This window comes from Nostoc sp. 'Peltigera membranacea cyanobiont' 210A (assembly GCF_002246015.1).
In the GTDB taxonomy this organism is placed as follows: domain Bacteria; phylum Cyanobacteriota; class Cyanobacteriia; order Cyanobacteriales; family Nostocaceae; genus Nostoc.
Map to the genome: position 1 here is coordinate 508027 of NZ_NOLJ01000006.1, position 20924 is coordinate 528950.

The 20924-nt window shown below is 43.1% G+C and carries 15 protein-coding genes; 7 read left to right on the forward strand and 8 right to left on the reverse strand.

Annotated features, from left to right (window positions below):
• The first annotated feature begins 75 nt into the window (after positions 1–75).
• From CDG76_RS21455 to CDG76_RS21465, 3 genes are all read left to right on the forward strand, one after another.
• The gene (locus CDG76_RS21455; protein WP_094350944.1) at positions 76–2334 is read left to right on the forward strand and encodes a protein phosphatase 2C domain-containing protein; all 2259 of its coding nucleotides are present in this window, start codon (positions 76–78) and stop codon (positions 2332–2334) included.
• A 148-nt stretch (positions 2335–2482) separates the two neighbouring features.
• The gene (locus tag CDG76_RS21460) at positions 2483–4057 is read left to right on the forward strand and encodes a CHAT domain-containing protein (protein ID WP_094350945.1); all 1575 of its coding nucleotides are present in this window, start codon (positions 2483–2485) and stop codon (positions 4055–4057) included.
• A gap of 147 nt (positions 4058–4204) precedes the next feature.
• Positions 4205–4852: a hypothetical protein gene (locus CDG76_RS21465; RefSeq protein WP_094350946.1), complete on the forward strand. Its 648-nt coding sequence runs from the start codon at positions 4205–4207 to the stop codon at positions 4850–4852.
• A 501-nt stretch (positions 4853–5353) separates the two neighbouring features.
• Here the strand turns inward: CDG76_RS21465 and CDG76_RS21470 are convergent.
• The 3 genes from CDG76_RS21470 to CDG76_RS36375 all read right to left on the reverse strand — a co-directional run bounded on the left by CDG76_RS21470 (position 5354) and on the right by CDG76_RS36375 (position 8123).
• Positions 5354–6736: a PrsW family glutamic-type intramembrane protease gene (locus CDG76_RS21470; protein WP_094350947.1), complete on the reverse strand. Its 1383-nt coding sequence runs from the start codon at positions 6734–6736 to the stop codon at positions 5354–5356.
• A 436-nt stretch (positions 6737–7172) separates the two neighbouring features.
• Positions 7173–7775 (reverse strand): DJ-1/PfpI family protein, encoded by a 603-nt coding sequence (locus tag CDG76_RS21475; RefSeq protein WP_094350948.1) that lies wholly within the window; start codon positions 7773–7775, stop codon positions 7173–7175.
• A 216-nt stretch (positions 7776–7991) separates the two neighbouring features.
• Positions 7992–8123, reverse strand: coding sequence for a hypothetical protein (locus tag CDG76_RS36375; RefSeq protein WP_317616132.1), 132 nt, complete (start codon positions 8121–8123; stop codon positions 7992–7994).
• Between the two features lie 418 nt (positions 8124–8541).
• Here CDG76_RS36375 and CDG76_RS21480 point away from each other — a divergent pair, with 418 nt between their 5' ends.
• Positions 8542–10692 carry a PAS domain-containing sensor histidine kinase gene (locus CDG76_RS21480; RefSeq protein ID WP_094350949.1) on the forward strand — a complete coding sequence of 717 codons (2151 nt, stop codon included), beginning with the start codon at positions 8542–8544 and terminating at the stop codon, positions 10690–10692.
• A 37-nt stretch (positions 10693–10729) separates the two neighbouring features.
• Here the strand turns inward: CDG76_RS21480 and CDG76_RS21485 are convergent, their stop codons facing one another.
• The 4 genes from CDG76_RS21485 to CDG76_RS21500 all read right to left on the reverse strand — a co-directional run bounded on the left by CDG76_RS21485 (position 10730) and on the right by CDG76_RS21500 (position 16481).
• Complete coding sequence (locus CDG76_RS21485) at positions 10730–11182, reverse strand: nitrate reductase associated protein (RefSeq protein ID WP_094350950.1); 453 nt, start codon at positions 11180–11182, stop codon at positions 10730–10732.
• A gap of 59 nt (positions 11183–11241) precedes the next feature.
• Positions 11242–11700, reverse strand: a complete 459-nt coding sequence (locus CDG76_RS21490) for a phosphate-starvation-inducible PsiE family protein (protein ID WP_094350951.1) — start codon at positions 11698–11700, stop codon at positions 11242–11244.
• Positions 11701–12247: 547 nt separating this feature from the next.
• A complete protein-coding gene (locus CDG76_RS21495; RefSeq protein WP_094350952.1) occupies positions 12248–14482 on the reverse strand; it encodes a molybdopterin oxidoreductase family protein in 2235 nt (744 codons plus the stop codon).
• A gap of 496 nt (positions 14483–14978) precedes the next feature.
• Complete coding sequence (locus tag CDG76_RS21500; protein ID WP_094350953.1) at positions 14979–16481, reverse strand: NarK family nitrate/nitrite MFS transporter; 1503 nt, start codon at positions 16479–16481, stop codon at positions 14979–14981.
• Positions 16482–16578: 97 nt separating this feature from the next.
• On the opposite strand from CDG76_RS21500, the gene CDG76_RS36380 reads away from it, so the two are divergent.
• On the forward strand, positions 16579–16812 hold the full coding sequence (locus CDG76_RS36380) for a hypothetical protein (protein WP_143854139.1): 234 nt from the start codon (positions 16579–16581) through the stop codon (positions 16810–16812).
• Positions 16813–16815: 3 nt separating this feature from the next.
• On the opposite strand, the gene CDG76_RS21505 is transcribed toward CDG76_RS36380, so the two are convergent.
• Positions 16816–18420, reverse strand: coding sequence for a ferredoxin--nitrite reductase (locus CDG76_RS21505; protein ID WP_094350954.1), 1605 nt, complete (start codon positions 18418–18420; stop codon positions 16816–16818).
• Between the two features lie 517 nt (positions 18421–18937).
• Here CDG76_RS21505 and CDG76_RS21510 point away from each other — a divergent pair.
• Positions 18938–19345 (forward strand): QcrA and Rieske domain-containing protein, encoded by a 408-nt coding sequence (locus CDG76_RS21510; RefSeq protein ID WP_094350955.1) that lies wholly within the window; start codon positions 18938–18940, stop codon positions 19343–19345.
• Positions 19346–19411: 66 nt separating this feature from the next.
• A complete protein-coding gene (locus CDG76_RS21515) occupies positions 19412–20713 on the forward strand; it encodes a HEAT repeat domain-containing protein (RefSeq protein ID WP_094350956.1) in 1302 nt (433 codons plus the stop codon).
• Positions 20714–20924 lie beyond the last annotated feature (211 nt).

Below are 20924 nucleotides of genomic sequence, written 5' to 3' on the forward strand. Positions count from 1 at the left end.
AGAAAGATGAGCGGTCTAGATTGTCCCTACTAATGCTATTAAAGAAATTGCCAATCGCTGATCGGTGCGAAAAATATGGAAAATGACGCGGCAACGCTCTACTGTCCAAACGAAAATTGTCAGGCTGCCAACCCCCTGACTCACAAGTTTTGCCAGCGATGTTCGACGCCTCTACCCAAAAATTATCTCTGGGCTGTAGTAGATAGCCCAAGTGTGGGTAGCCCTGGAGAAATATTAGCCGATCGCTATTTAATCCTAGATAAATTTCTTCTTTTAGATACGAAGCCCGGTTTCTTATCGCTAACGCCTGAGTTAGATAATTTGCAGCCTCTAAAAGCGTACCTGAGACTGATTCCTTACCGTCTACACGTACCGCAGGTATATGGAGTGCTTTTTGTTGCTGACGGGTCTTCCCACCGAGAAATATTACTCTTAGAAAAACCGCCACTATTCGTAGATGACACTATCCAACAAGTACATTTAGGCAGCGAGTTAACCACCGCTTGGCGTGATGCAACATCAATGCGCCAACTAAATTGGTTATGGCAAATAGCTCATCTGTGGCAACCTCTTGTAAGTGAAGGTGTCGCTTCTAGCTTACTTGACTCTTATGTATTACGGGTAGAAGGATCGTTAGTCCGGTTGTTGGAATTGCGTTTTGACAGCGCCACATCACCAGAATTGCCCCAATTAGGTGAATTTTGGCAGCAGTTGGTCAGCACTGCCAAACCAGCGATCGCAGAATTTGTCGATCGCGTTAGCCTAGCTTTAATTCAGGGAGAGATTAATTCCACCGATCAATTAATCGGAGTTTTAGATCGGGGACTGGCTGGGTTAGGGCGATCGCAAACACCCACGATCCAAATTATCACCAAAACCGACACCGGGCCAAGTCGTCAACGTAACGAAGATGCCTGTAGCCCTCCCAGTGGAACTCCGGTGAGCAAACCACCCCAGCCAACAGCCTTAGCAATTGTCTGTGATGGCATCGGTGGACACGAGGGTGGCAATGTCGCCTCAAATTTAGCCATTGAAACAATCCAACAGCAGGTACAGCAATTAACAAAGGTTCCTTACGACCACATAGACCCTGCAATGCTGCTGAATGACCTAGATAAGGCAGTGGCAATGGCCAATGACAAAATCAGTCAACGCAATGACAGTGAAAATCGCCAAGGGCGTCAACGCATGGGCACGACTTTAGTCATGGCATTGCCTGTTGCTCATGAAATGTACATCACCCACGTCGGTGATAGCCGTGCCTACTGGATTACACGCCACGGCTGTTATCAAGTTACCCTTGATGATGATGTCGCCTCCCGCGAAGTGCGACTAGGTTATGCCATTTACCGCGAGGCAGTGCAACAGAGTGCCGCTGGCTCTCTCGTCCAAGCTTTGGGGATGGGTTCTAGCACTTCATTGCATCCCACATCGGGAAGGTTTATGCTCGATGAAGATGCTGTTTTTCTGCTCACATCCGATGGTTTGAGTGACTTCGATCGGGTAGAGGAGTACTGGGAAACAGAAATCTTGCCGATTTTAGTTGGGGAAGCAAATATAGCAACTGTTGCCGATCGATTAGTCGAAATTGCTAATACTAAAAATGGACACGATAATGTCACCGTCGCTTTAGTTCACTATCAAGTCCAATATTGGGAACCAGAAATCACCATCCAAGCAATAATTCCCCAGAGTCATTCTGCCAAAACAGTTGATTTAGCATCCAGGGCCACAGATGCGACAGTTTTAGGCAGTCCAAACCCCAAAACTCAGGTGATTCCAGACACTGAGCCGGCTAAAACTCGTCAATTCCCCCTACAGTGGATAGTTCCATTAATATTTGTGGTGGCAGCAGGTTTTTTAGGATTGTTCGTCAGGCAACTGCGAGGAACCTCTCCAATTTTTTCCAATCCCTTACAAACTCAAAATCCTACCATCGAAGCGACACCTACACCGCGATCGCTGGCTAATCTTTCTCCTGGTTGGATAATTAAAACCAACAATGACATCTCCTTGGGAAACAACCAATCACTTCCCCGTGGGACTTTTTTAGAAGTTATTAATAAAACATCAAATCCCAAACCTGCTTCTGGGAGTTTTCTGGTGTCTATGCGAGTCTGTGCTAATAAAAGTACACAAACTCCAGCTAATACTAATAACCCCGCTGTAACTACCTCAGTTCCACCAAATTCAAAACCTTTGCCAGCAACAGTATTGCTAAACTCCTCCCAAGTCAACCGTTTTGGCATTGTTTTACAATCAGACGCACCAAATCCATGTAGAACTGTCACGCAACCGCCAGTTACCGAACCAGCTGACACCAGTCCAACTTAATCAAATACTCGATAAACTGGTAAAAACCTGGAATAATAACAGGTAACAATCAGAGTAAAAAACTTACAAGGTCAAAAAAGTAGAAAATTTTCACCTTGGAGAATTGTTATTTGAAATTATTTTTTTTAACTTTTAATTTAATGAATCCATGCCATCCCTGAATTTGGCGATCGCCCGTCTCTTAAACACTGGCACTGACAACTTCGCCATTTGGGTGGTCAAGGCTCCATATCCCAGTGGCTACGTTTTACATGACTGTGTATGGCCTGTTGAGCTGACCCAAGTCTGGCAAGAATGGCAGCAGATGTTTGCTGGTCATGGTCGCCTAGATATTTCCCCAAACTCAACATCTCAAAAGAGCAACCCATTCCCCATAGATTGGATTTCATCCCCTTCAGGTCAACCTACTGGTCCCTACAGCAGTCGTCTGATGCAATACTTGGGAATGAATTTATGGCGTTGGGTATTCGACGGGCAAATTCTTGGTAGTCTAGAACGCAGTCGCGGGATTGCTATGGGTCAGCATACACGTTTGCGCTTTCGACTAGAAATTCGCGACCCGGATCTGATCGCTTTCCCTTGGGAAATTATGCAGCGTGAACCTGGTCAATCGGCGATGTCTCTCTCGCAAGATTTGTTATTTAGTCGCACCAGCACTGAAGTTGAGCCTTTACCGCATTTGCGAACTGACCAGGCTTTAAGTATCTTGCTGGTTTTAGGTCATGATGACAAGCTGCAACTAGAACAAGAAGCCGCTATCTTACAGCAAGCTCTTGCAGATACGCCTGGTAATTCCCAAAGATATGCACCTTGTGTAGTGAATCAACTCATTCAACCAACTCCACAACAGTTAATTGATGAATTAGAAACCAAAGAATACAATGTTTTCTTTTACGCTGGACATGGTTTGCCAGACCCAGACGGAGGGTTACTGTTTTTGCGAGCAGATATGCCCCTAAATGGGATAGAATTGGCGCAAGTATTGACCCGTACAGGTGTGAAATTAGCGGTTTTTAACGCCTGTTGGGGCGCACAACCAGCTGCGATCAATCATCAAGCTATCCCTGCCAGTAGTTTAGCAGAAGTATTGATTCGTCATGGTGTGCCTGCGGTTTTGGGGATGCGCGATGAAATCGCTGACCATGAAAGCCAGAGTTTTATTCAAGCCTTTACCGAAGCTTTGCGATCGCACAAGCCAATTGATGAAGCCGTAGCACAGGCTAGGCAAGAGTTGTTAACACTGTATAAATTTAATCAACCTGCTTGGACTTTGCCTGTTCTCTACCTGCATCCAGATTTTAATGGCGAACTCATTAAGAATCTGGATGAAGGTATTACGGAACTACCAGATACAGCCATTCCTGATGTCGGTTCCTCGCTTCCGATTGCAAGTTTACGATCGCTCACTCCAAAAGGTAAAACCTGGCTACTGCGTTATGGAGTTACCCGCATCGGCCGCACGAAAGATAATGATATCGTCATCCCCGAACCATCTGTATCCAAACGCCACGCCGAAATCTTCTGCCGCAACACTCTTACAGATGCTACACTAATGCGAACTTATTACTTGCAAGATTTTTCCACCTACGGAACAACCTGGTTTTTAGGTCCTAATGGTTGGCAACAAATCCTCCGAGAGGAAGTCCCTTTGAAATCGGGGATGCAGTTAAAGTTTGGAAGTGCTAGAGGTGAAACCTGGGAGTTTGTGATTGAAAACTCCTAGCGGAGCTATTGCATAAATGAATTTGAGCCTTTAGCATTAGCTTTTAAAATCTGTTTTTTTTAGAGAAAAAATCAACAGTTTTTGCGGAAATCTCCTCTTAGAACTTGTAGCTGTCAATACCACCAAATAATCATGAGGGAAGAAAATATGGCTCACAAAATTAACGGCTCAGACACTTTCTCATCTTTGCCATCTCAAGTAGATTTAGAGTTATTAGAAGCGTTACTAGAACCAGAAGATGCTAACTATCCCTGGAATCCAGGTGATGAGGAATCAGAAGCTTATTTTCAAGAACTAGAACAACAGTTCGGAATGGAAGATTTGCAGGGTGTTGAACTAATGAGGCGATCGCAAGATTTTTACGGACATCTAGATACACTTTGGTCTAGTATTACTCCTACACCTGACCACAATGATAACCTACAACAGGCAGTAGTGCTTAACCTCCAAGAAACATTACGTACGAATTTTTCTGCCTGTGTCCCCCAAATATTGCTCAACACCATCGCTAGCAAAGCTGCTGAGATATTTGCTGCTCGCCAATTAATCAGCGAGCAACTGGTTGAGTGCGTTCAGACAGTGCTACCAGCTTGGGGAACAGAGGATCTGATCGTTTTGGCTCGTCCTTTTGCTTACGCTATGCGAAGTAGCGAATCGCAAAACGCGGCATCTGCACTCAGTAATCTTCAAAATAGCGAGTGGACAGCTTTATCAGAAGTAGATAAAGCAAAGGTTAGTTTAGCGATCGCTTCTTATGCTTTTACTGAACTTAACAAGTCTCAGTCTGAAGTATGAATGGGGAGTAGGGAGTAGGGGATAGGAAAAGTTTTCATTATGCATTGTGTTCGTATAACCCGCCCTTTGCTGTTTACTCTATTTTGAGGTGTCTTTTGCAAAGATGTTGGTTTGACTTACGCAAAGGAAGAGTCGAAAATCAAGACTTTGTGCAATAAGTTTAATGATTTTTATTTTTTTAAGTATATTTACTCCATAGTAGGTTAACAATACGCTGATTTTCAAATTAGGCCATCTATCCCAAGACGTAAATACTCAAGCATTGGTTGTTCTCCCCCATCTCCCCCTGCTCCTCGGTTACAGAGCGACTTGCCTTGACTTGTGCCGAGCATCTCGACTACGCCCTTCTCTACGAGAGGCTGCACTTCGACTACGCTCAGTGACCACGCCAACGACTACGCTCAGGACAAGCTCAGGACAAGCTCAGGACAAGCCGCTCGATGGAACCGGAGTCGAGATAAAAAAGTCGAAAGAAGCCGAAGTGCTGCTTTGCTGCTCTCTCTATTTTGGACCAAGAAATCGGGTAGCAAAATTTTGCGATCGCGTCGGTGACAGCGCCCGTGCCTTGAGAATTGCCGCCATCAAGAAGGCGTAAGATAACACTCCAACAACTACTAACAGCAAGGCATTGATCGACCCTGTAGCATTCCAGAGAGCGTGGAGCGCAGAAGCGCTCAGATAACCAATAGACAGAATTTGCCAACTTCTACTAGGTTTGAGGACAGCCAACCCGATAAAATAACCCAAGTAGCCACTATAAGCCATGTGTCCGGCTACAGAGCCTAAAATTCGCGGAATTAGCAGTTGTAAACCTGCAAGTTGACCAGCAGCCCCTATACCCACCTGTTGCGTGACATTTTGAGTGATATCAGGCACATATTGACCGAGGGTTTCCAAGAGAGTGAAGCCAACGGCAGAAGCCGTTCCCAGGAGGATACCATCTAGAGGTTCCCAGATGCCGATGCGTTCTCGCCAAGGTGAAGACAACATTCTACCGATGGCAAAAGCCCCTAGTACAGGTAATGCCTTGAGTAATTCCTCCATCAACCCAGCGCCAAAAAACATCCGTACCAGCAGTTCTGTGAAAGTGATAGATTCTTGGGGTGTGGGCAAGCTTCCAGGCAGGATGCCGCGAAATACGAAAATAAATAGATCCAACAGCGGACTGAGCAAAATCAGGATTGTACCCAATGACGTAGCCATTAGCACCCACCAAGGCTTCTGTTTTCCGCAAAGTTGGTAAACAAAATAGTAGGCAGCGAAGGCGATGTAACTTGCTACAATCACTTGATTAGCTTGAGGCCGACCGACTGTAGCGAACATCAGCACCACAAAAATTACGGTCAGTATTCCCGGTACAAGGTAAGCTTTACTAGTTAAATCTTTACCAGTGGAAATAATTGGAAAAAGCTGGGTGAAGCTAACAGAATCTGGCTGCTTTAATTGCGTGTGGTTGTGGTAGTTAGTCGCCGAAGGCAGTGGTGTAATTTGGTTGACTGTTGTCGCCGGGGTCAGTGAGGTATACTCGTGTTCAAAAATGTATTGCGGCCCATCAGTACCTAGAGAAATGCGATCGCCTGGGTGCAATTCCTGACATTCATATAAGCGTTGTCCATTCAAATAAGTGCCATTAGCACTATTCAAGTCACAAAGCACCCAGCTAAATTTGCTATCTGGGGATAGAGAGAGGGGACGAACCACTGCATGACGACGAGATACCATTCGGTACATCATGGCATCCAAGACAACTTGGCAGCTGGGGTCGCGTCCAATTACCATCTCTTTACTGGGGGGCAGCGAGTAGCGAGATTCTGCTCCCAAAGCTGCCCCATTACCAGACACTAGCCGCAGAAATGCATTATGTCTTGCGTTTTTGCCTGTCATCGATAAGAAGTGCGTTTCTAAACTAATTCTTCACATAATTTGGCAGCAGGACTAACCTTAGCCACATTAGCAGCAGCATTGCTAAATCCACTATAGCTTCACTTACTGCTAAGAAATTTAAAATTATTGGTGCAAAATTTCAAATTGTTTCACCTCATGTAAAGAAGTATTCCATCTGCTGAGAGTTTGCCCTAAAACTGACTTGTTAGGCGGATAAATCAGATTGTCTCAATGCTGTACTTTTGACATCGTAGCTGCAAATTAAACCTACTGCAATTTATTAAAAAATAGTATTTTTTACTGCATTTAGTTCCATTTCAAAAATATATAATTTTTAGTCGTCTGTTGTCAGTTGTTTTTACCAAAGCTCTTTTGGAGTAGGGAGTAGGGGAAGAAACTGTTATGAAGTGAACTAAAATATTTCTGGTATCTTATCTCAAACAACTGTAGTCAGTTCTGGGTGTTCAATCTTAGTTCCAAGTACTGTGAGGAATTCTGCTAGCCAATGTGGGTGAGCAGGCCAAGCTGGTGCTGTCACCAAGTTACCATCAACTATTGCCCGATCGACAGGGATATTAACATAGATTCCTCCAGCACTCTTGATATCTGGGCTACAAGCAGGGTAGCCAGTACATCTTTTGCCTTGCAGTACATCAGCAGCCGCTAATACCTGCAAGCCGTGGCAGATGGCAGCAATCGGTTTATTCGCTTGGGCAAAGTGACGGGTGATTTCTAGTACCTGCTGATTGAGGCGGATATATTCTGGTGCCCGTCCTCCAGGAATGACTAAGGCATCGTAGGTTGTGGCTTCTACTTCTGCGAAGGTAGCATTTAAAGTAAAATTGTGTCCGGGTTTTTCACTGTAAGTCTGGTCTCCTTCAAAGTCATGAATTGCTGTCCGTACCATATCGCCAGCTTTTTTGTCGGGGCAAACTGCGTGGACAGTGTGTCCCACCATTTGCAATGCCTGGAAAGGAACCATCACTTCATAGTCTTCTACATAGTCGCCAACAAGCATCAAAAGTTTCTTTGCAGCCATATATTTGTTCTCCTCACCTATTAGTCATCAAGAGTTGTTTATAAAGTAAATATTAATTTAGAGTCAGCTTTTTTCGGCGTTAGTTTATATACGAGTTTTTGATACATCACATCAATCACTGTGCTGTCATGTATCATTTCAGAGTGGCAAGTTAACAAAATGTAATGTATCTTACAAGAACATAGTTAACGCCGTTAATATCATAGCCTCCACAATTCACCAGCGCTGCCTTGAGTTGGCTTGGCTGCAAAGCAGGTCGGATAACAAGTTTGTCTGCATAGACGGGATTGGCGATCGCGCAATTTGTGCCGCAATCTGAGCGCCAGCCGATTCACCTGCTAACACCATACGGTTCGTATTGATAGGGAAGCGTTTCGGATTTTGTTGAAGATAGGCGATCGCAAATCAGCACTGCCTATTTTGCCTCAGTTTTAGATGAAATTTTTATTGTTAGGTATCTTAATTTGTATAAGATTAATTATTGATTTCGGGTTATGGAGCGCCTAAAAAAGGTTCTGGAATCAGGTCACGCTCGAAATTAATATTTTATATTGATTCAGTCAACAATTAACTAGTTGAAGAGGTAAGGATATAGCTGCCAAATATTGGAGACACTCAAGGGACTTACTTCTGCCTTCAGAATTGTCCTCTTTTTACTACGATTTCCAACAGATGGATATTATCAGAAAAAGGAATGTTACATTACCTAAAAAATAGGGAATCCTAGATTTAAGAAGCAAGCAAATCTATTAGTCAGTTAGACAGGATGAACTTTCAAGAGCAAGGCATTGAATCCGGTAAAAATTTTCCTGTAAACCAAGTGCTAAAAGTTGATGAAGTCAGTAGAAATGGTCAGAAAATTGAACATCAATTACTAGAGCAAGATTTGAAACAGTTGCAAGATAAATTTTTATTACTTATAGAACGTAATCCTTTACCTTTAATTGAGTGGAATACAGCATTTCAAGTAATACAATGGAATCCGGCTGCTGAACAACTATTTGGATACAGCAAAAGTGAAGTACTCGGTTGTCAGTTACCAGAAATAATTGTGCCAGAAAGTGAGAGAGTACAAGTCATCAAAATAATGGAGTTATTAATTGAAGAGAAAGTGGGAGGTAATAATCTTAGTAAGAACCTGACAAAACATAGAAGAGTGATTATTTGTGATTGGTGTCACACTCCGATAACTAACGTTGATGGCAAGGTAATTAGTATTGTCTCAACAGTGCAGGATATTACAAAAGTAAAATCTTTTGAAAGCGCTCTGCGCGAAAACGAAAAGACCTATCAGCAAATTCTTGATGCAATTACAGATATGGTGCTGGTTAAAGGTGCTAAATCTCGAATTATTTGGGCAAATAAGGCATTCCGTGATTATTACGGTATGAATGAGGAACAGCTTCAAAATATGATTGATGCACCCTTCAGCGAAGCAGATCATACCCTGCAATACATCAAAGATGATGCTTACGTATTTGAAACTGGACAGACCCTAGAAATTCCCCAAGAGCCAGTAACTCGTTACGATGGGGAAGTACGCCTATTCCATACAATCAAATCTGCTATCCGTAACGAACTAGGTCAAACGATCATGACTGTTGGTGTAGCTCGTGATATTAGTGAGCATAAACAAGCTCAGAAAGAACAGGCGAAGTTGTTGGCAATTCTAGAAGCAGCACCAGACTTTATCAGCACTGCTGACTTAACTGGGCGGGTTCTTTACTTTAATAAAGCAGCCCGCAAAATATTAGAACTGGGGGAAAAAGAATCTCTTCAGGAGAGAAATTTGTGCCAAAATCATCCGAAATGGGCAAATGACATTATCCAGAATCAAGGATTACCAGAATCAGTTCGAGTCGGTGATTGGGTGGGGGAAACGGCTCTTTTAAAAGCAGATGGACGAGAAATTCCCATATCCCAACTGATTATTGCTCACAAATCACCTGATGGAAAAGTTGAATATTTCTCAACGCTCGCCAGGGATATCAGCGAACTCAAAGCTGCGGAAGAAACTTTAGTGCAAAAAGCGGAAGATTTAGAATGCGCTCTTAAAGAACTCCAAAGCACCCAAGCTCATTTGCTCCAAAGCGAAAAAATGTCTTCTATTGGTCAATTGGTTGCTGGAGTTGCTCACGAAATCAATAATCCTACAAGCTTCATCTACAGCAACATTCAGCCTGCTAACGAATACATTAACGATTTGCTGCTTTTGATTGAGCTTTACCAAGAACATTATCCTAATCCGGTCAAGGTCATTCAAGAACAGATAGAAGCTATTGACCTAGAATTTTTAATGGCGGATTTGCCCAAGTTACTCTCGTCAATGAAAATGGGGGCAGAGCGAATTAAACAAATTGTTCTTTCATTGCGAAATTTCTCCCGTATGGATGAAGCGGAATGTAAAGCCGTGGATATTCACTTAGGGATTGATAGTACTTTAGTAATTCTAGAACATCGCCTCAAGGCACAACATAACCGTCCAGCAATAGAAATTATCAAGGAATATGGCAAGCTACCTTTAGTAGAATGCTATGCCGGCCAGCTCAATCAAGTTTTTATGAACATTCTGGTTAATGCTTTAGATGCACTAGAACAACGGGATGCAAAGCGGTCTATTGAACAGATGCAAGAAGCACCAAGTACTATCCGTATTTGTACACAAGTATCTCCTCATGGGAAGGTCGTGATTCGGTTTGTTGATAATGGAGTAGGAATACCAGAGAATGTACTAAAAAGATTGTTTGATCCCTTTTTTACGACTAAGCCAGTAGGGATAGGTACAGGGTTAGGGTTATCAATTAGCTATCAGATTATAGTAGAGAAGCACAAAGGAAAACTTACGTGTTTATCAATAGCAGAACAAGGGGCTGAGTTTCAAATTGAGATTCCTATTAGCTTGCCTTTAGGAGACTAAGAAAACGATAATTCAACAAGTGTGGTCGAATGGCAAATTAAACCAGATGAAATTCTGCGATCGCTCTAGGAAAATTTTTGTTTTCATGTCCTGGCTGGCTGAGTTTAATCAAGGCAAAACGCTGTAAAGGCGTTAAAGTTGCCCAATTTTGCTGTGTCAGGGTTACACCTATTTCTTGAGCTTTTTCCTGAAGGCTAGCTGGTACAGTGGCAGAGTCTAGCCATGCAGGATGAGGCTCGATGGGCAATTTTTTAGCTGGTACACCTGTGCGTTGTATGATTAATTGCTCTATATGCTCGCGGTAAGACTGAATTTCCGTTTCTGTAGTGCAAGGTAATTCGACTAAAGCTTGCCGTTCATCTGTCGTCATTTGATTCCAGTCAGGCAATTTTAGCTTGATGCCACAGGTATCTAATTTGCAACGCACCTGCATCGGTATACAGCGCAGAGAATCAACAAAGTCTGCTTCAAATTGAAAAAAATCTGTCATAAGAAAGTATTTGAAATTAGCTCATTATACTGTTGCCTGTTGCCTCCTGCCTCCTTCAATTAACTTGCATCTTTTGAATTACTGACACGAATTATCAAATAACTAATTGATAAGGCAAGAATAGCTACACCTAAACCAATTATATCAAGACCTCCAATTTTTTCTAAGTCAAGAATAATAATTTTTCTGGCAACGGCAATTAAAGAAGTGACAATAACTAATTCAACTTGAAAAACGTGTCTTCGTAAATAGGCTGTAATATTTTCTAAAATTTCTAAGGCAATTAAAATATTTAAAAATAAACCGAAAACCTTATATAGGGTTGTGTTAAACTTCCCATAAGGTATTGTAAATAATTCTTTAAAAATAAAGACTCCTAAATCTGCGATCGCTACCAAAATTACGACCACCATAAAAATAGATAGAACTTTAGAAACTAGCACTTCTATGTTTTCAATGATGTGCATAAAGTTCTCATCTTTGGTAGCCCCTAGTATTTCCCTCAGTAACTTTTTCATCTGCTGCACCCGATTTTTAAATAAAATAAAATCCCATAGATAAATCTAGAGGATTAAAAATAATTCGTAATTCGTAATTAAGTTTTTCAACTCTTTGACCCTGGCAAAAAACTTGCTGATGGCCTAGCTCTCTAGACTGGAACCGCCAGAATTTCTTAAAAAAAGATGTCTGATATCATGTCCGCATAATTAGTTATGCTAACCACAGTCATTACACCCCACCCGCAACCCCTCCCCGCTCTTCGGGAGGGGAGACAAAGCGTAGCTTTGGCGGGGTGGGGTTCTTCGGGTTTAATAAGCAATCAAGCGGACATGATATGACAATTTTTTGTAAGTTTCTATGCTTTTTTATTCTTTATCCATAGCTAAAATAAACTCTAGTAAAACCTCTTACTTATTGCTAGAATTTTACCTCTTTAGATATAGTAATTGGTAACAGTCAAAATTAGAGAGTTATAAAAAATGATAATAACTATTGACTATTAATTATTGACAAAATTACCTATTGCTGGTTGTAAATTAACACTTTCGAGCTACACTTGGCAGCTTACCATTGTGAGGACTGGAGTTGATAATCTTTGATGGGAACTTCCACCGAAATTGGTATCAACTGCACAGCACAGGCTTTTAATTCTGGTTGCAGCGAATCGGGGCAAGATTCTGGATGGGTGAGGGCGTTGGCTTCGGCATTATCTGCCCACAGCGAACCCCAGTGCATAGGGACAAAAACTGTACCAGGTGCGATCGCTTTTGTCACTTTAGCAGGAAACTTCGCTTTACCCCGACGCGATCGCACTTCTATATACTGGTTATCTAGAATACCTAGCCGAGCAGCATCACGCGGATGAATTTCGATAAACGGTTCGGGATGCATTTTGCAAATTTTTTCAATTCGACCGGTACGTGTCTGCGTATGCCAGTGTCCGTAAAGTCTTCCATTAGTTAGCACAAACGGATAATCTGGGTCTGGCGGTTCTGCCAATCCCTTGGAGTAATATGCCCCAAATCGAGCGCGTCCATCAGGGGTGTGGAAGCGCAAGTTAGTGTATAAACGTTTCCCAGAGCAATTGGTAGATGCTTCGCCCCCTGCTTCCCCTGCTTCCCCTGCTCCTCTGCTCCCCCGGCTCTCTTCAGGATGAGGCCATTGAGTAGGCCCTTGTGTCTGTAATTGCGTGTGACTGATACCTGTCATATCGCAGGGGCGATTTTTAGTTAGTTTGACAAACTCAGCGTAAACTTCAGCAGAGTTAGCAAAGGCAAATTCTCTCTCAAAACCTAACCTACGTCCAACTTCGGCAAAAATTTCCCAATCGGCTTTAGCTTCTCTTGGCGGTTGGCGAAATGCTGAACACAGAGTTACTACGCGTTCAGAATTTGTCATCACGCCAGTTTTTTCACCCCACTGGGCTGCTGGTAGTAGAACGTGAGCATAGGCAGAAGTTTCTGTGGGATAGTATGCGTCTTGGTAAATGGTGAAAGGCGATCGCAACAATGCCTTTTTAGTCCGCTCTAAATCTGGCATACTTACAGCTGGGTTGGTAGCTGCAATCCACAGTAACTCTACAGCATCATTTTCCAACCCAGTAATCATGTCCCAAGCAGTCAAACCGGGATTGGGTGAAATTTGTCCCGGTTTGAGTTCCCAAAACTCCTCAACTTCTGCACGGTGCTGCGGATTTTTCACCGCCCGATAACCTGGTAATAAATGCGCCAAACCTCCGGCTTCCCGTCCTCCCATCGCGTTCGGCTGACCAGTGAGGGAAAAAGGGCCAGCCCCAGGTTTGCCAATCTGTCCAGTCATTAGGTGCAGGTTAATAATTGTTCTTACCTTAGCCGTTCCTTCTGAGGATTGATTTACACCCATTGACCACAAAGACAGTACGCGCTGCGATTCACCCCAATAGCGAGCTGCTGTTTCTAAATCTTCAATGCTGATTCCACATTGACGAGCCACCACTTCTGGTGGATAGTGGCGAATAACCTCAGCATAAGCGGGAAAGTTGCTGGTGCAGTCGTCCATGAACATGGTGTCAATGTAGTTCCAGCGCATCAACAAGTGGGCGATGCCGTTTAACAAGTCGATATCTGTACCGGGACGAATGGCTAAATGCAAGTCGGCGGCTTCTGCGGTTGGTGTGCGACGGGGATCAACCACAATCATTTTGACTTTGCGGTTCTTTTTGTGATACTTTTCCAGTCGATTGAAAACGATGGGGTGACATTCAGCTGTATTAGTACCAATTAAAAATGCACAGTCGGTTAACTCCAAGTCTTCGTAACAGCATGGGGGGCCATCTGAGCCAAAGCTTTGAATGTACCCAGCCACAGCACTAGACATACATAAGCGAGAGTTGGCATCAAAATTATTAGTACCCAGACAGCCTTTCATGAGTTTCTGGGCGATGTAATAATCCTCAGTTTGGAACTGACCGGAACCATACATACATAAGGCTTCTGGCCCTTGGGTGAAGCGGATAGTTTGAATACGTTTGGTGATGAGATCGAAAGCTTCATCCCAACTAACGCGGCGAAACTCTTGATCTAAGGAGTCTCGCACCATTGGGTAATGTAATCTATTTTTATCTAAAGATTCTGCGATCGTTGCGCCTTTGACGCAAACCATTCCCTGACTGGATGGATGGGTTTTATCGCCGCGCACCCGCCAAGTTGGAGTTCCTTGGCTATCTCGATTAGTTGCTTTGCCAAGTTGGGCTGGAGGTGAAACTTCTAGTCCACAGCCAACACCACAGTAGGGACAGAGAGTTTTGGTAAATTCACTCATGGCAATTGTACGATTTTGTTATTTTGATTGTGCAACCTCAGATGTAGCGCCAGGTTGAGAAATTTGTGTGTTATGCAAAAATTGCTAGAAAGTTTAATTTATCGAACCACAGAGACGCAGAGAGCGCAGAGAGAAGAAAAAGAGGTTTTCATGAATTTTGATATAGCATTTCTCGAATGGAAGCAATACATTTTGACCCCACTTCCATTCTTCTCTCCTTTTAGGCTACGGTGTATACACAAGTCTTAAATAGCTGATTAACCAAGGTTTTACCCCACCCTAACCCTCCCCGATATATTGGGGAGGGAACTAGATTTCTTGTTTCCCCCCAATATATCGGGGAGATTAAGGGGGATAATTCGACTTCTGTGTACACCGTAGCTCCTTTTAGGAGAGAGGCTTTGAATCTTACTCTCCAACGCTAGGGTCTGTATTAAACTTAAGAGAGAAGCAGAGAAGCATTAGAGTTAATTTCACTAATTTATCCTTGAGTTAATTATTCTTCAGTTAAGAAGATAGGGTTTTTCGTTGCGGTTTCTGGTAATTCACCCTCAAATGTAGCGGCAAAGGAACCTTTTGGTTCTTTGAGGAAGAAGGCACACATAAAAGCACAGACTAGTGCAGCTAAACCCATTGTGGTAAATAGTGTGGGAGCGTCGGTTAAGCTGAAAATTGTCAGGTAAACTACGCCACCAAAATTACCGTAAGCTCCGACGTTACCGGCAATTTGTCCAGTGGCTTCTTTCTTAATTAGGGGGACGATGCTGTAGGTTGCACCGCAGCCAGCTTGGGCAAAGTAGGCGGCAAACATTGTCACTGCGATCGCTACCGGAATCGGCCAGCTACTACTAATAAAATGTGCCATCAAATAACTAACACCAATGCCAGCACTGATAATTGTCATTGTCCACTTACGGGAGTTAAATTTATCAGAAATTAAGCCACCACTAGGACGAGAAATCAAATTTAAGAACGGATAGGTAGCGGCAATCATCCCAGCGATAACGTGTTCTAAAGCAAAAGTTTTTTCAAAAAATGCTGGGAGCATGGAAACGGCTGCCAGTTCGCTACCAAAACTAGTTATATAAGTGAATTCGAGTAAGGCTACTTGACCAAATTGGAAACGTTCAGATGGAGCGTAAGTTTTCTTGCCAATTAGTAGTTCTCGGTTGACTTCCCAAGCTTTGTAACTTTGGTAAGCAAATAATCCTGCTAATAGTAACCAAGTCAGATACATTTGGCTCAAAGTTAAGAAGTGAATATTCTTTTGTTCTAAGCGCCAAGCTAATAAACCCAAGGCGAAAATCAAACCAAAATTCGAGAGAATCATCGCCCAAAAGCTTTTAACACTGGTTACTTCTAGAGAACCATTTTTCTTCGGTTTTTTGTAGACTTTACCAGTGGGTGTATCTTGGACGTTGTTGTAATAAATTACGCCGTAGATAGCTGCAATAATTCCTGTAAATGCGATCGCAAATCGCCAGTTAGAAGCACCACCAGCGAAAAAGCTCGTAGAAACTGCAAGTATCGGCAAGGCAAATTCTGCGCCAAAAGCCCCAAAGTTGCCCCAACCTCCATAAATACCTTGAGCAATTCCCATCTCCTTCGGCTGGAACCATTCGGACACCATGCGGATACCCACAACAAACCCAGATCCGACAATCCCCATCAGCAAACGACTGATGACTAGTTGATTAAAATCTTGCGCTAGCGCCGTCGCCAAACAAGGAATAACCGCAAATATCAGCAGCATTGAGTAGGTGATTCTGGGGCCAAAACGATCCAGAAGCATCCCAATAATTAGGCGTGCCGGAATTGTGAGGGCAAGGTTACAGATGCCTAAAGTTTTGATTTGTTCTGGTGCTAAATCTAGTTCTCTGCCAATGGTTGTAGCGAAGGGGGCAAAGTTAAACCAACAAACAAAGGTGAGAAAGAAAGCAAACCAAGTCTGATGTAAGATGCGGTAGCGATCGCTGAATGAAAATAATTGTTTAAGCATTCCAAGTCTTTCTAATTGAATAAAACACGGAGAAAAGGTAGCCGAAATTGAGCCTTTAAGGTCGGAAGTTGAGGCTTTGAGGTCGGAAGTTAAGTCTTTGAACTCGGAAGTTGCGCCTTTTAACTCGGAGGTTGCGTCTTTGAACTCGGAAGTTGAGGCTTTGAGGTCGGAAATTGCGCCTTTTAACTCGGAGGTTGCACCTTTGAACTCGGAAGTTGCGCCTTTGAACTCGGAAGTTGCGCCTTTTAACTCGGAGGTTGCACCTTTTAACTCGGAAGTTGCGCCTTTAAAGTTGAAGTATGAGTTTTACTCCATGCCCAATCACCAATAAGCACTAACAGTTACTAACGACTAAGGCTTCTTTGTTGAGTTTTGCCCCAAACTTTTGGATGAGTAAATCTTGCAATATTGGCTGCAAGTCTTCGCATGGTATGCCTTTGATGATGCAAGTTCCCAAATGAGCATCTTTGCCAACTTTGCCACCCATATAGATGTCAACACCTTCAAGGGTTTTGCCATTTTTACGAGTTTTAGTTCCCATCAAGCCGATGTCTGCAACTTGGGGTTGTCCGCAGGAGTTGGGGCAACCTGTCCAGTGAATTCGCACTGGGTTGGTGAAGCTTAACTCTTCTTCTAAGACTTTAATCATTGCCAGGGCGCGATTTTTGGTTTCGATGAGGGCAAAGTTGCAAAATTGTGCGCCTGTGCAAGATACTAGCGATCGCGCCAATAAACCAGGATTAACTGAAAATCTTTCTAGCAACGTTTCTGTTAAAAATGTTGCTAAACGTGACTCAGGAATATTGGGGATAACAATGTTTTGCTCAACTGTGAAACGGATTTCGCCAGTGCCGTAAACTTCTGCTAGACGAGCAATTTCAAACATATCTTCGGCATACAAACGACCGACAGGAATGTGTAAACCTGCGTAATTTAATCCGGCTTGCTTTTGTTTATATACCCCGATGTGGTCGCGTTTTTCCCAGTCGATTTCGTCTTTTGCGGCTGCGGGTAATAATGATTTACCCAAACGGCTTTCTACTTCTGCTCGAAATTTTTCTACACCCCATTCATCAATTAGCCACATCAACCGCGATTTTTGCCGATTAGCACGTGGCCCATGATCGCGAAATACTTCCAAAACCGCTCTACATACAGCTACTACATCGTCTGGAGCCACCCAAGCATTCAGAGGAATCGCCGCCTCACAGCGTTTTGCTGAGAAAAAGCCACCGACTAAAACGTTAAACCCGAATATTGGTGATTGGGAAAATTCTTGCCCAGTCCCCAGTCCCCAGTCCTCATTCCCTTCCTTAAATGCTGGCACAAAAGCTAAATCGTTAATTTCAGCATGAACCGAATTGTCTCGTCCACCTGCGATCGCAATATTAAACTTCCGTGGTAAGTTGCTAAATTCTGGGTTCCCTTCCCCTTTGTTGGTGAGCATATCTTGAATTTGCTGTACCAACTCTCGCGTGTCGTACAACTCATCTGCATCTAAACCCGCCACAGGATCGCCTGTAATATTGCGGACGTTATCCATTCCTGACTGCACAGTGGTTAAACCAACTGCGTGAAATCTATTAAAGATATCTGGTAAATCTTCAATCCTAATCCCCCGTAATTGAATATTCTGTCTGGTAGTAATATCAGCGCAACCATCATCACCGTAACGCTGCACTACTTGGGCCAAAACACGCATCTGGTTGCTTGTAAGAATACCGTTAGGCATCCGCAACCGCATCATAAACTTGCCTGGGGTAACTGGGCGAAAAAACACACCTACCCATTTGAGTCGATGATCGCGATCTGTTTCGTTCATCGCCTCCCAACCCAAGGAGGCAAATTTCTCTATCTCACTCTTGATGGCGAGTCCATCTTTTTCTGCTTTTAATTTCTCGAACTTATTAAGGCTAGTGGTAGTTGCTGTGTCTGTCATGAGGCTGAATCTCGTTGCAAATTACTGATACGATCGGGAACTGTGGTCGTAATTTCCCAATACCAATCAATCCGTAGTTACATCAGGTGCTGTATCTACGAGGGTTAGGGAATAAAAACTTAATATTTAACTACGGCTGATTATTTTTACTCAAGAACATTCCAGCGCGAAACTTCAAATCCGTGGTTAGTTAAGGAAAACTTGTGGCCATTTACATCTTGGGAATTTGTCAAGCAGGTTTAGATAATGTTCATGTAACAATTTCGATACTCATAACTTAAGATGATATTTTTGTTAAAATCGTATAAAATGTTACGTTTTTTGGAAAAATCTACAAAAAACGCATGAGTACTATGTATTTTTTACATTAAAGTCACCACTGAACGATGTAAAACGCTTAATCAACGGTATTTGAGATGACTAAAGCAATTTTGGAGCGCCATAGATTAATCCCAAATCTAAAATCCAAAATTGAGTGGCAGATGTTAGCTAAAACTTAGATATTATTTCAACAGCTATGAAACGTCGTGATTTTATGAATTGGGTAGGTTTGGGTTTGATTGCGAGTTCTCTACCTGTAGCGATCGCAGCTTGTTCTTCTCAAACAACTCCAGTATCTAAAGATTGGCAAACAGTAGGTACATCGGTAGAATTAGATAAAACAGGTCAATTGCTAGCAAAAGATTCACCTGCTGGGCCTGTGCTGGTAGTGGGCACATCAAAAGCCGGAATAACTGCTGTTAACCCTACCTGTACTCACGCAGGTTGCACCGTAGCATGGACTGATGCCAAAAAATTCACTTGTCCCTGTCATGGTTCGGAATTTGGGGCTGATGGTAAAGTGCAAAAAGGCCCAGCAACAGAAGCGCTCAAAACTTATGCCGCCAAAATTGAGGGTAATTCTGTTGTAGTCAAACCAAGCTAATGGAGGCAGGGAGCAGGGAGCAGGGAGCAGGGGGCAGGGAGCAGAAGATGATAATTAAAGCAAGATATTGTGAGTAACATCAAACAGCTTTTGGTACAAGCAGAAGCAGCACATAATGCCGCTGATTGGTCATCACTTATTCAATATTTACAACAGTTAATTTTAGGTGCAGACTCAGAAGATCCAGAGATAGTTAAAAATCGAGAATATCTCCTGAAATTAACACTTTCCATGTTAGAAATGGGGGATTTTCAACAACGCTGGGAAATCACCAAAGTATTGACTAACTTAGGAAATATTGCCATCCCACCTCTCGTTGAAATATTAGAAGATGAAGACGCAGAAGAAGAGTTGCGCTGGTATGCAGCAAGGACTTTGGGCGAATTTAAACACCCAGAAGCGATCGCGTCAATAGTTGAATTGTTGAAAAATGATGAGGATGAAGAACTCAAAGCGATCGCAGCTACAGCACTGGGACAAATGGGTACTGTTGCTATTGCTTCACTAACTGAACTTCTATTAGACGAAAATACACGATTGTTAGCAGTGCGATCGCTTTGTTGTATTCGGCAACCAGAAACCATCACGCCGCTGTTAAGTGTAGTGCAAGATCCACAAGCAGCAATCCGCGCCGCCGCAATTGAAGCCCTCAGCAGTTTTCATGACGAACGTGTACCGCCAGTATTATTAAAAGCTTTGGATGATACAGCCGCCACAGTCAGGCGTGCAGCACTGCTTGGTTTAGGTTTTCGCCCCGACTTACACCAAGCATTAGATTTAATAACGAGACTGCAACCCAAACTTTACGACTTTAACCTTGATGTTCGTTGTGCAGCCGCAGTTACCCTTTCTCGAATTGGTAGTGATGACGCTGCCAAACACTTATTTGATTTGCTGATTTCACCCCAGACACCGATAACGCTGCAATTAGAAACCATCCGCGCTTTAAGTTGGGTGGGGACGTTATCGAGTTTGGAATATTTGCAAGAAGCAGTGAATCAAAGCACTTCCGAGACAGTATGGCAAGAAATTGTCACAGTTTTGGGACGAGTCCAAAAATCGCAGTTAACTACACCAGCGACAGAAATCTTACTGCAAATACTGCGATTGCAGCATCCAGCCACAGAGATTGCTAAAATCAAAAGTGCGATCGCCTTATCTTTAGGACAGTTAGGCGAAATGCAGGCAATTGAACCATTGATTTCGCTGCTAGGCGATTCTAATGCATCGGTGAGACTACATGCGATCGCAGCCCTGAAAAATCTGGATGGGGAAGCCACACATCAACAATTGCAGCAGTTAGCAAATAATGATGCAATCACACCAGATTTAAAACAAGGAATCGCGATCGCTTTAGCCGAATGGTAAATTTCAGTGTCAACTTTTAATCGCGTAGCGTCTCGTTAGCGTGGTCACTGAGCGGAGTCGTACCCCTCCGGGGAAGCAAGCTACGCGCAGCGTCTCGTAGAGAAGTGCAGCCTTTTGTAGAGAAAAGAGGACTAAAATACTTGCTACAAACCTTTAATTATTTACGCCGGCCTACTTAACTGACAATAAAAGTATTCCTTAAGTCTAAAGC

Bases quoted from the DNA above. Each gene is read 5' to 3' on its own strand.
- CDG76_RS21475 (WP_094350948.1), bottom strand. From the start codon at position 7,775: ATGGCTGCAAAGAAACTTTTGATGCTTGTTGGCGACTATGTAGAAGAC.
- CDG76_RS21490 (WP_094350951.1), bottom strand. From the start codon at position 11,700: ATGAAAAAGTTACTGAGGGAAATACTAGGGGCTACCAAAGATGAGAAC.
- CDG76_RS21485 (WP_094350950.1), bottom strand. From the start codon at position 11,182: ATGACAGATTTTTTTCAATTTGAAGCAGACTTTGTTGATTCTCTGCGC.
- CDG76_RS36375 (WP_317616132.1), bottom strand. From the start codon at position 8,123: ATGGTGTTAGCAGGTGAATCGGCTGGCGCTCAGATTGCGGCACAAATT.
- CDG76_RS21505 (WP_094350954.1), bottom strand. From the start codon at position 18,420: ATGACAGACACAGCAACTACCACTAGCCTTAATAAGTTCGAGAAATTA.
- CDG76_RS21495 (WP_094350952.1), bottom strand. From the start codon at position 14,482: ATGAGTGAATTTACCAAAACTCTCTGTCCCTACTGTGGTGTTGGCTGT.
- CDG76_RS21500 (WP_094350953.1), bottom strand. From the start codon at position 16,481: ATGCTTAAACAATTATTTTCATTCAGCGATCGCTACCGCATCTTACAT.
- CDG76_RS21510 (WP_094350955.1), top strand. From the start codon at position 18,938: ATGAAACGTCGTGATTTTATGAATTGGGTAGGTTTGGGTTTGATTGCG.
- CDG76_RS21465 (WP_094350946.1), top strand. From the start codon at position 4,205: ATGGCTCACAAAATTAACGGCTCAGACACTTTCTCATCTTTGCCATCT.
- CDG76_RS21455 (WP_094350944.1), top strand. From the start codon at position 76: ATGGAAAATGACGCGGCAACGCTCTACTGTCCAAACGAAAATTGTCAG.
- CDG76_RS21480 (WP_094350949.1), top strand. From the start codon at position 8,542: ATGAACTTTCAAGAGCAAGGCATTGAATCCGGTAAAAATTTTCCTGTA.
- CDG76_RS21470 (WP_094350947.1), bottom strand. From the start codon at position 6,736: ATGACAGGCAAAAACGCAAGACATAATGCATTTCTGCGGCTAGTGTCT.
- CDG76_RS21460 (WP_094350945.1), top strand. From the start codon at position 2,483: ATGCCATCCCTGAATTTGGCGATCGCCCGTCTCTTAAACACTGGCACT.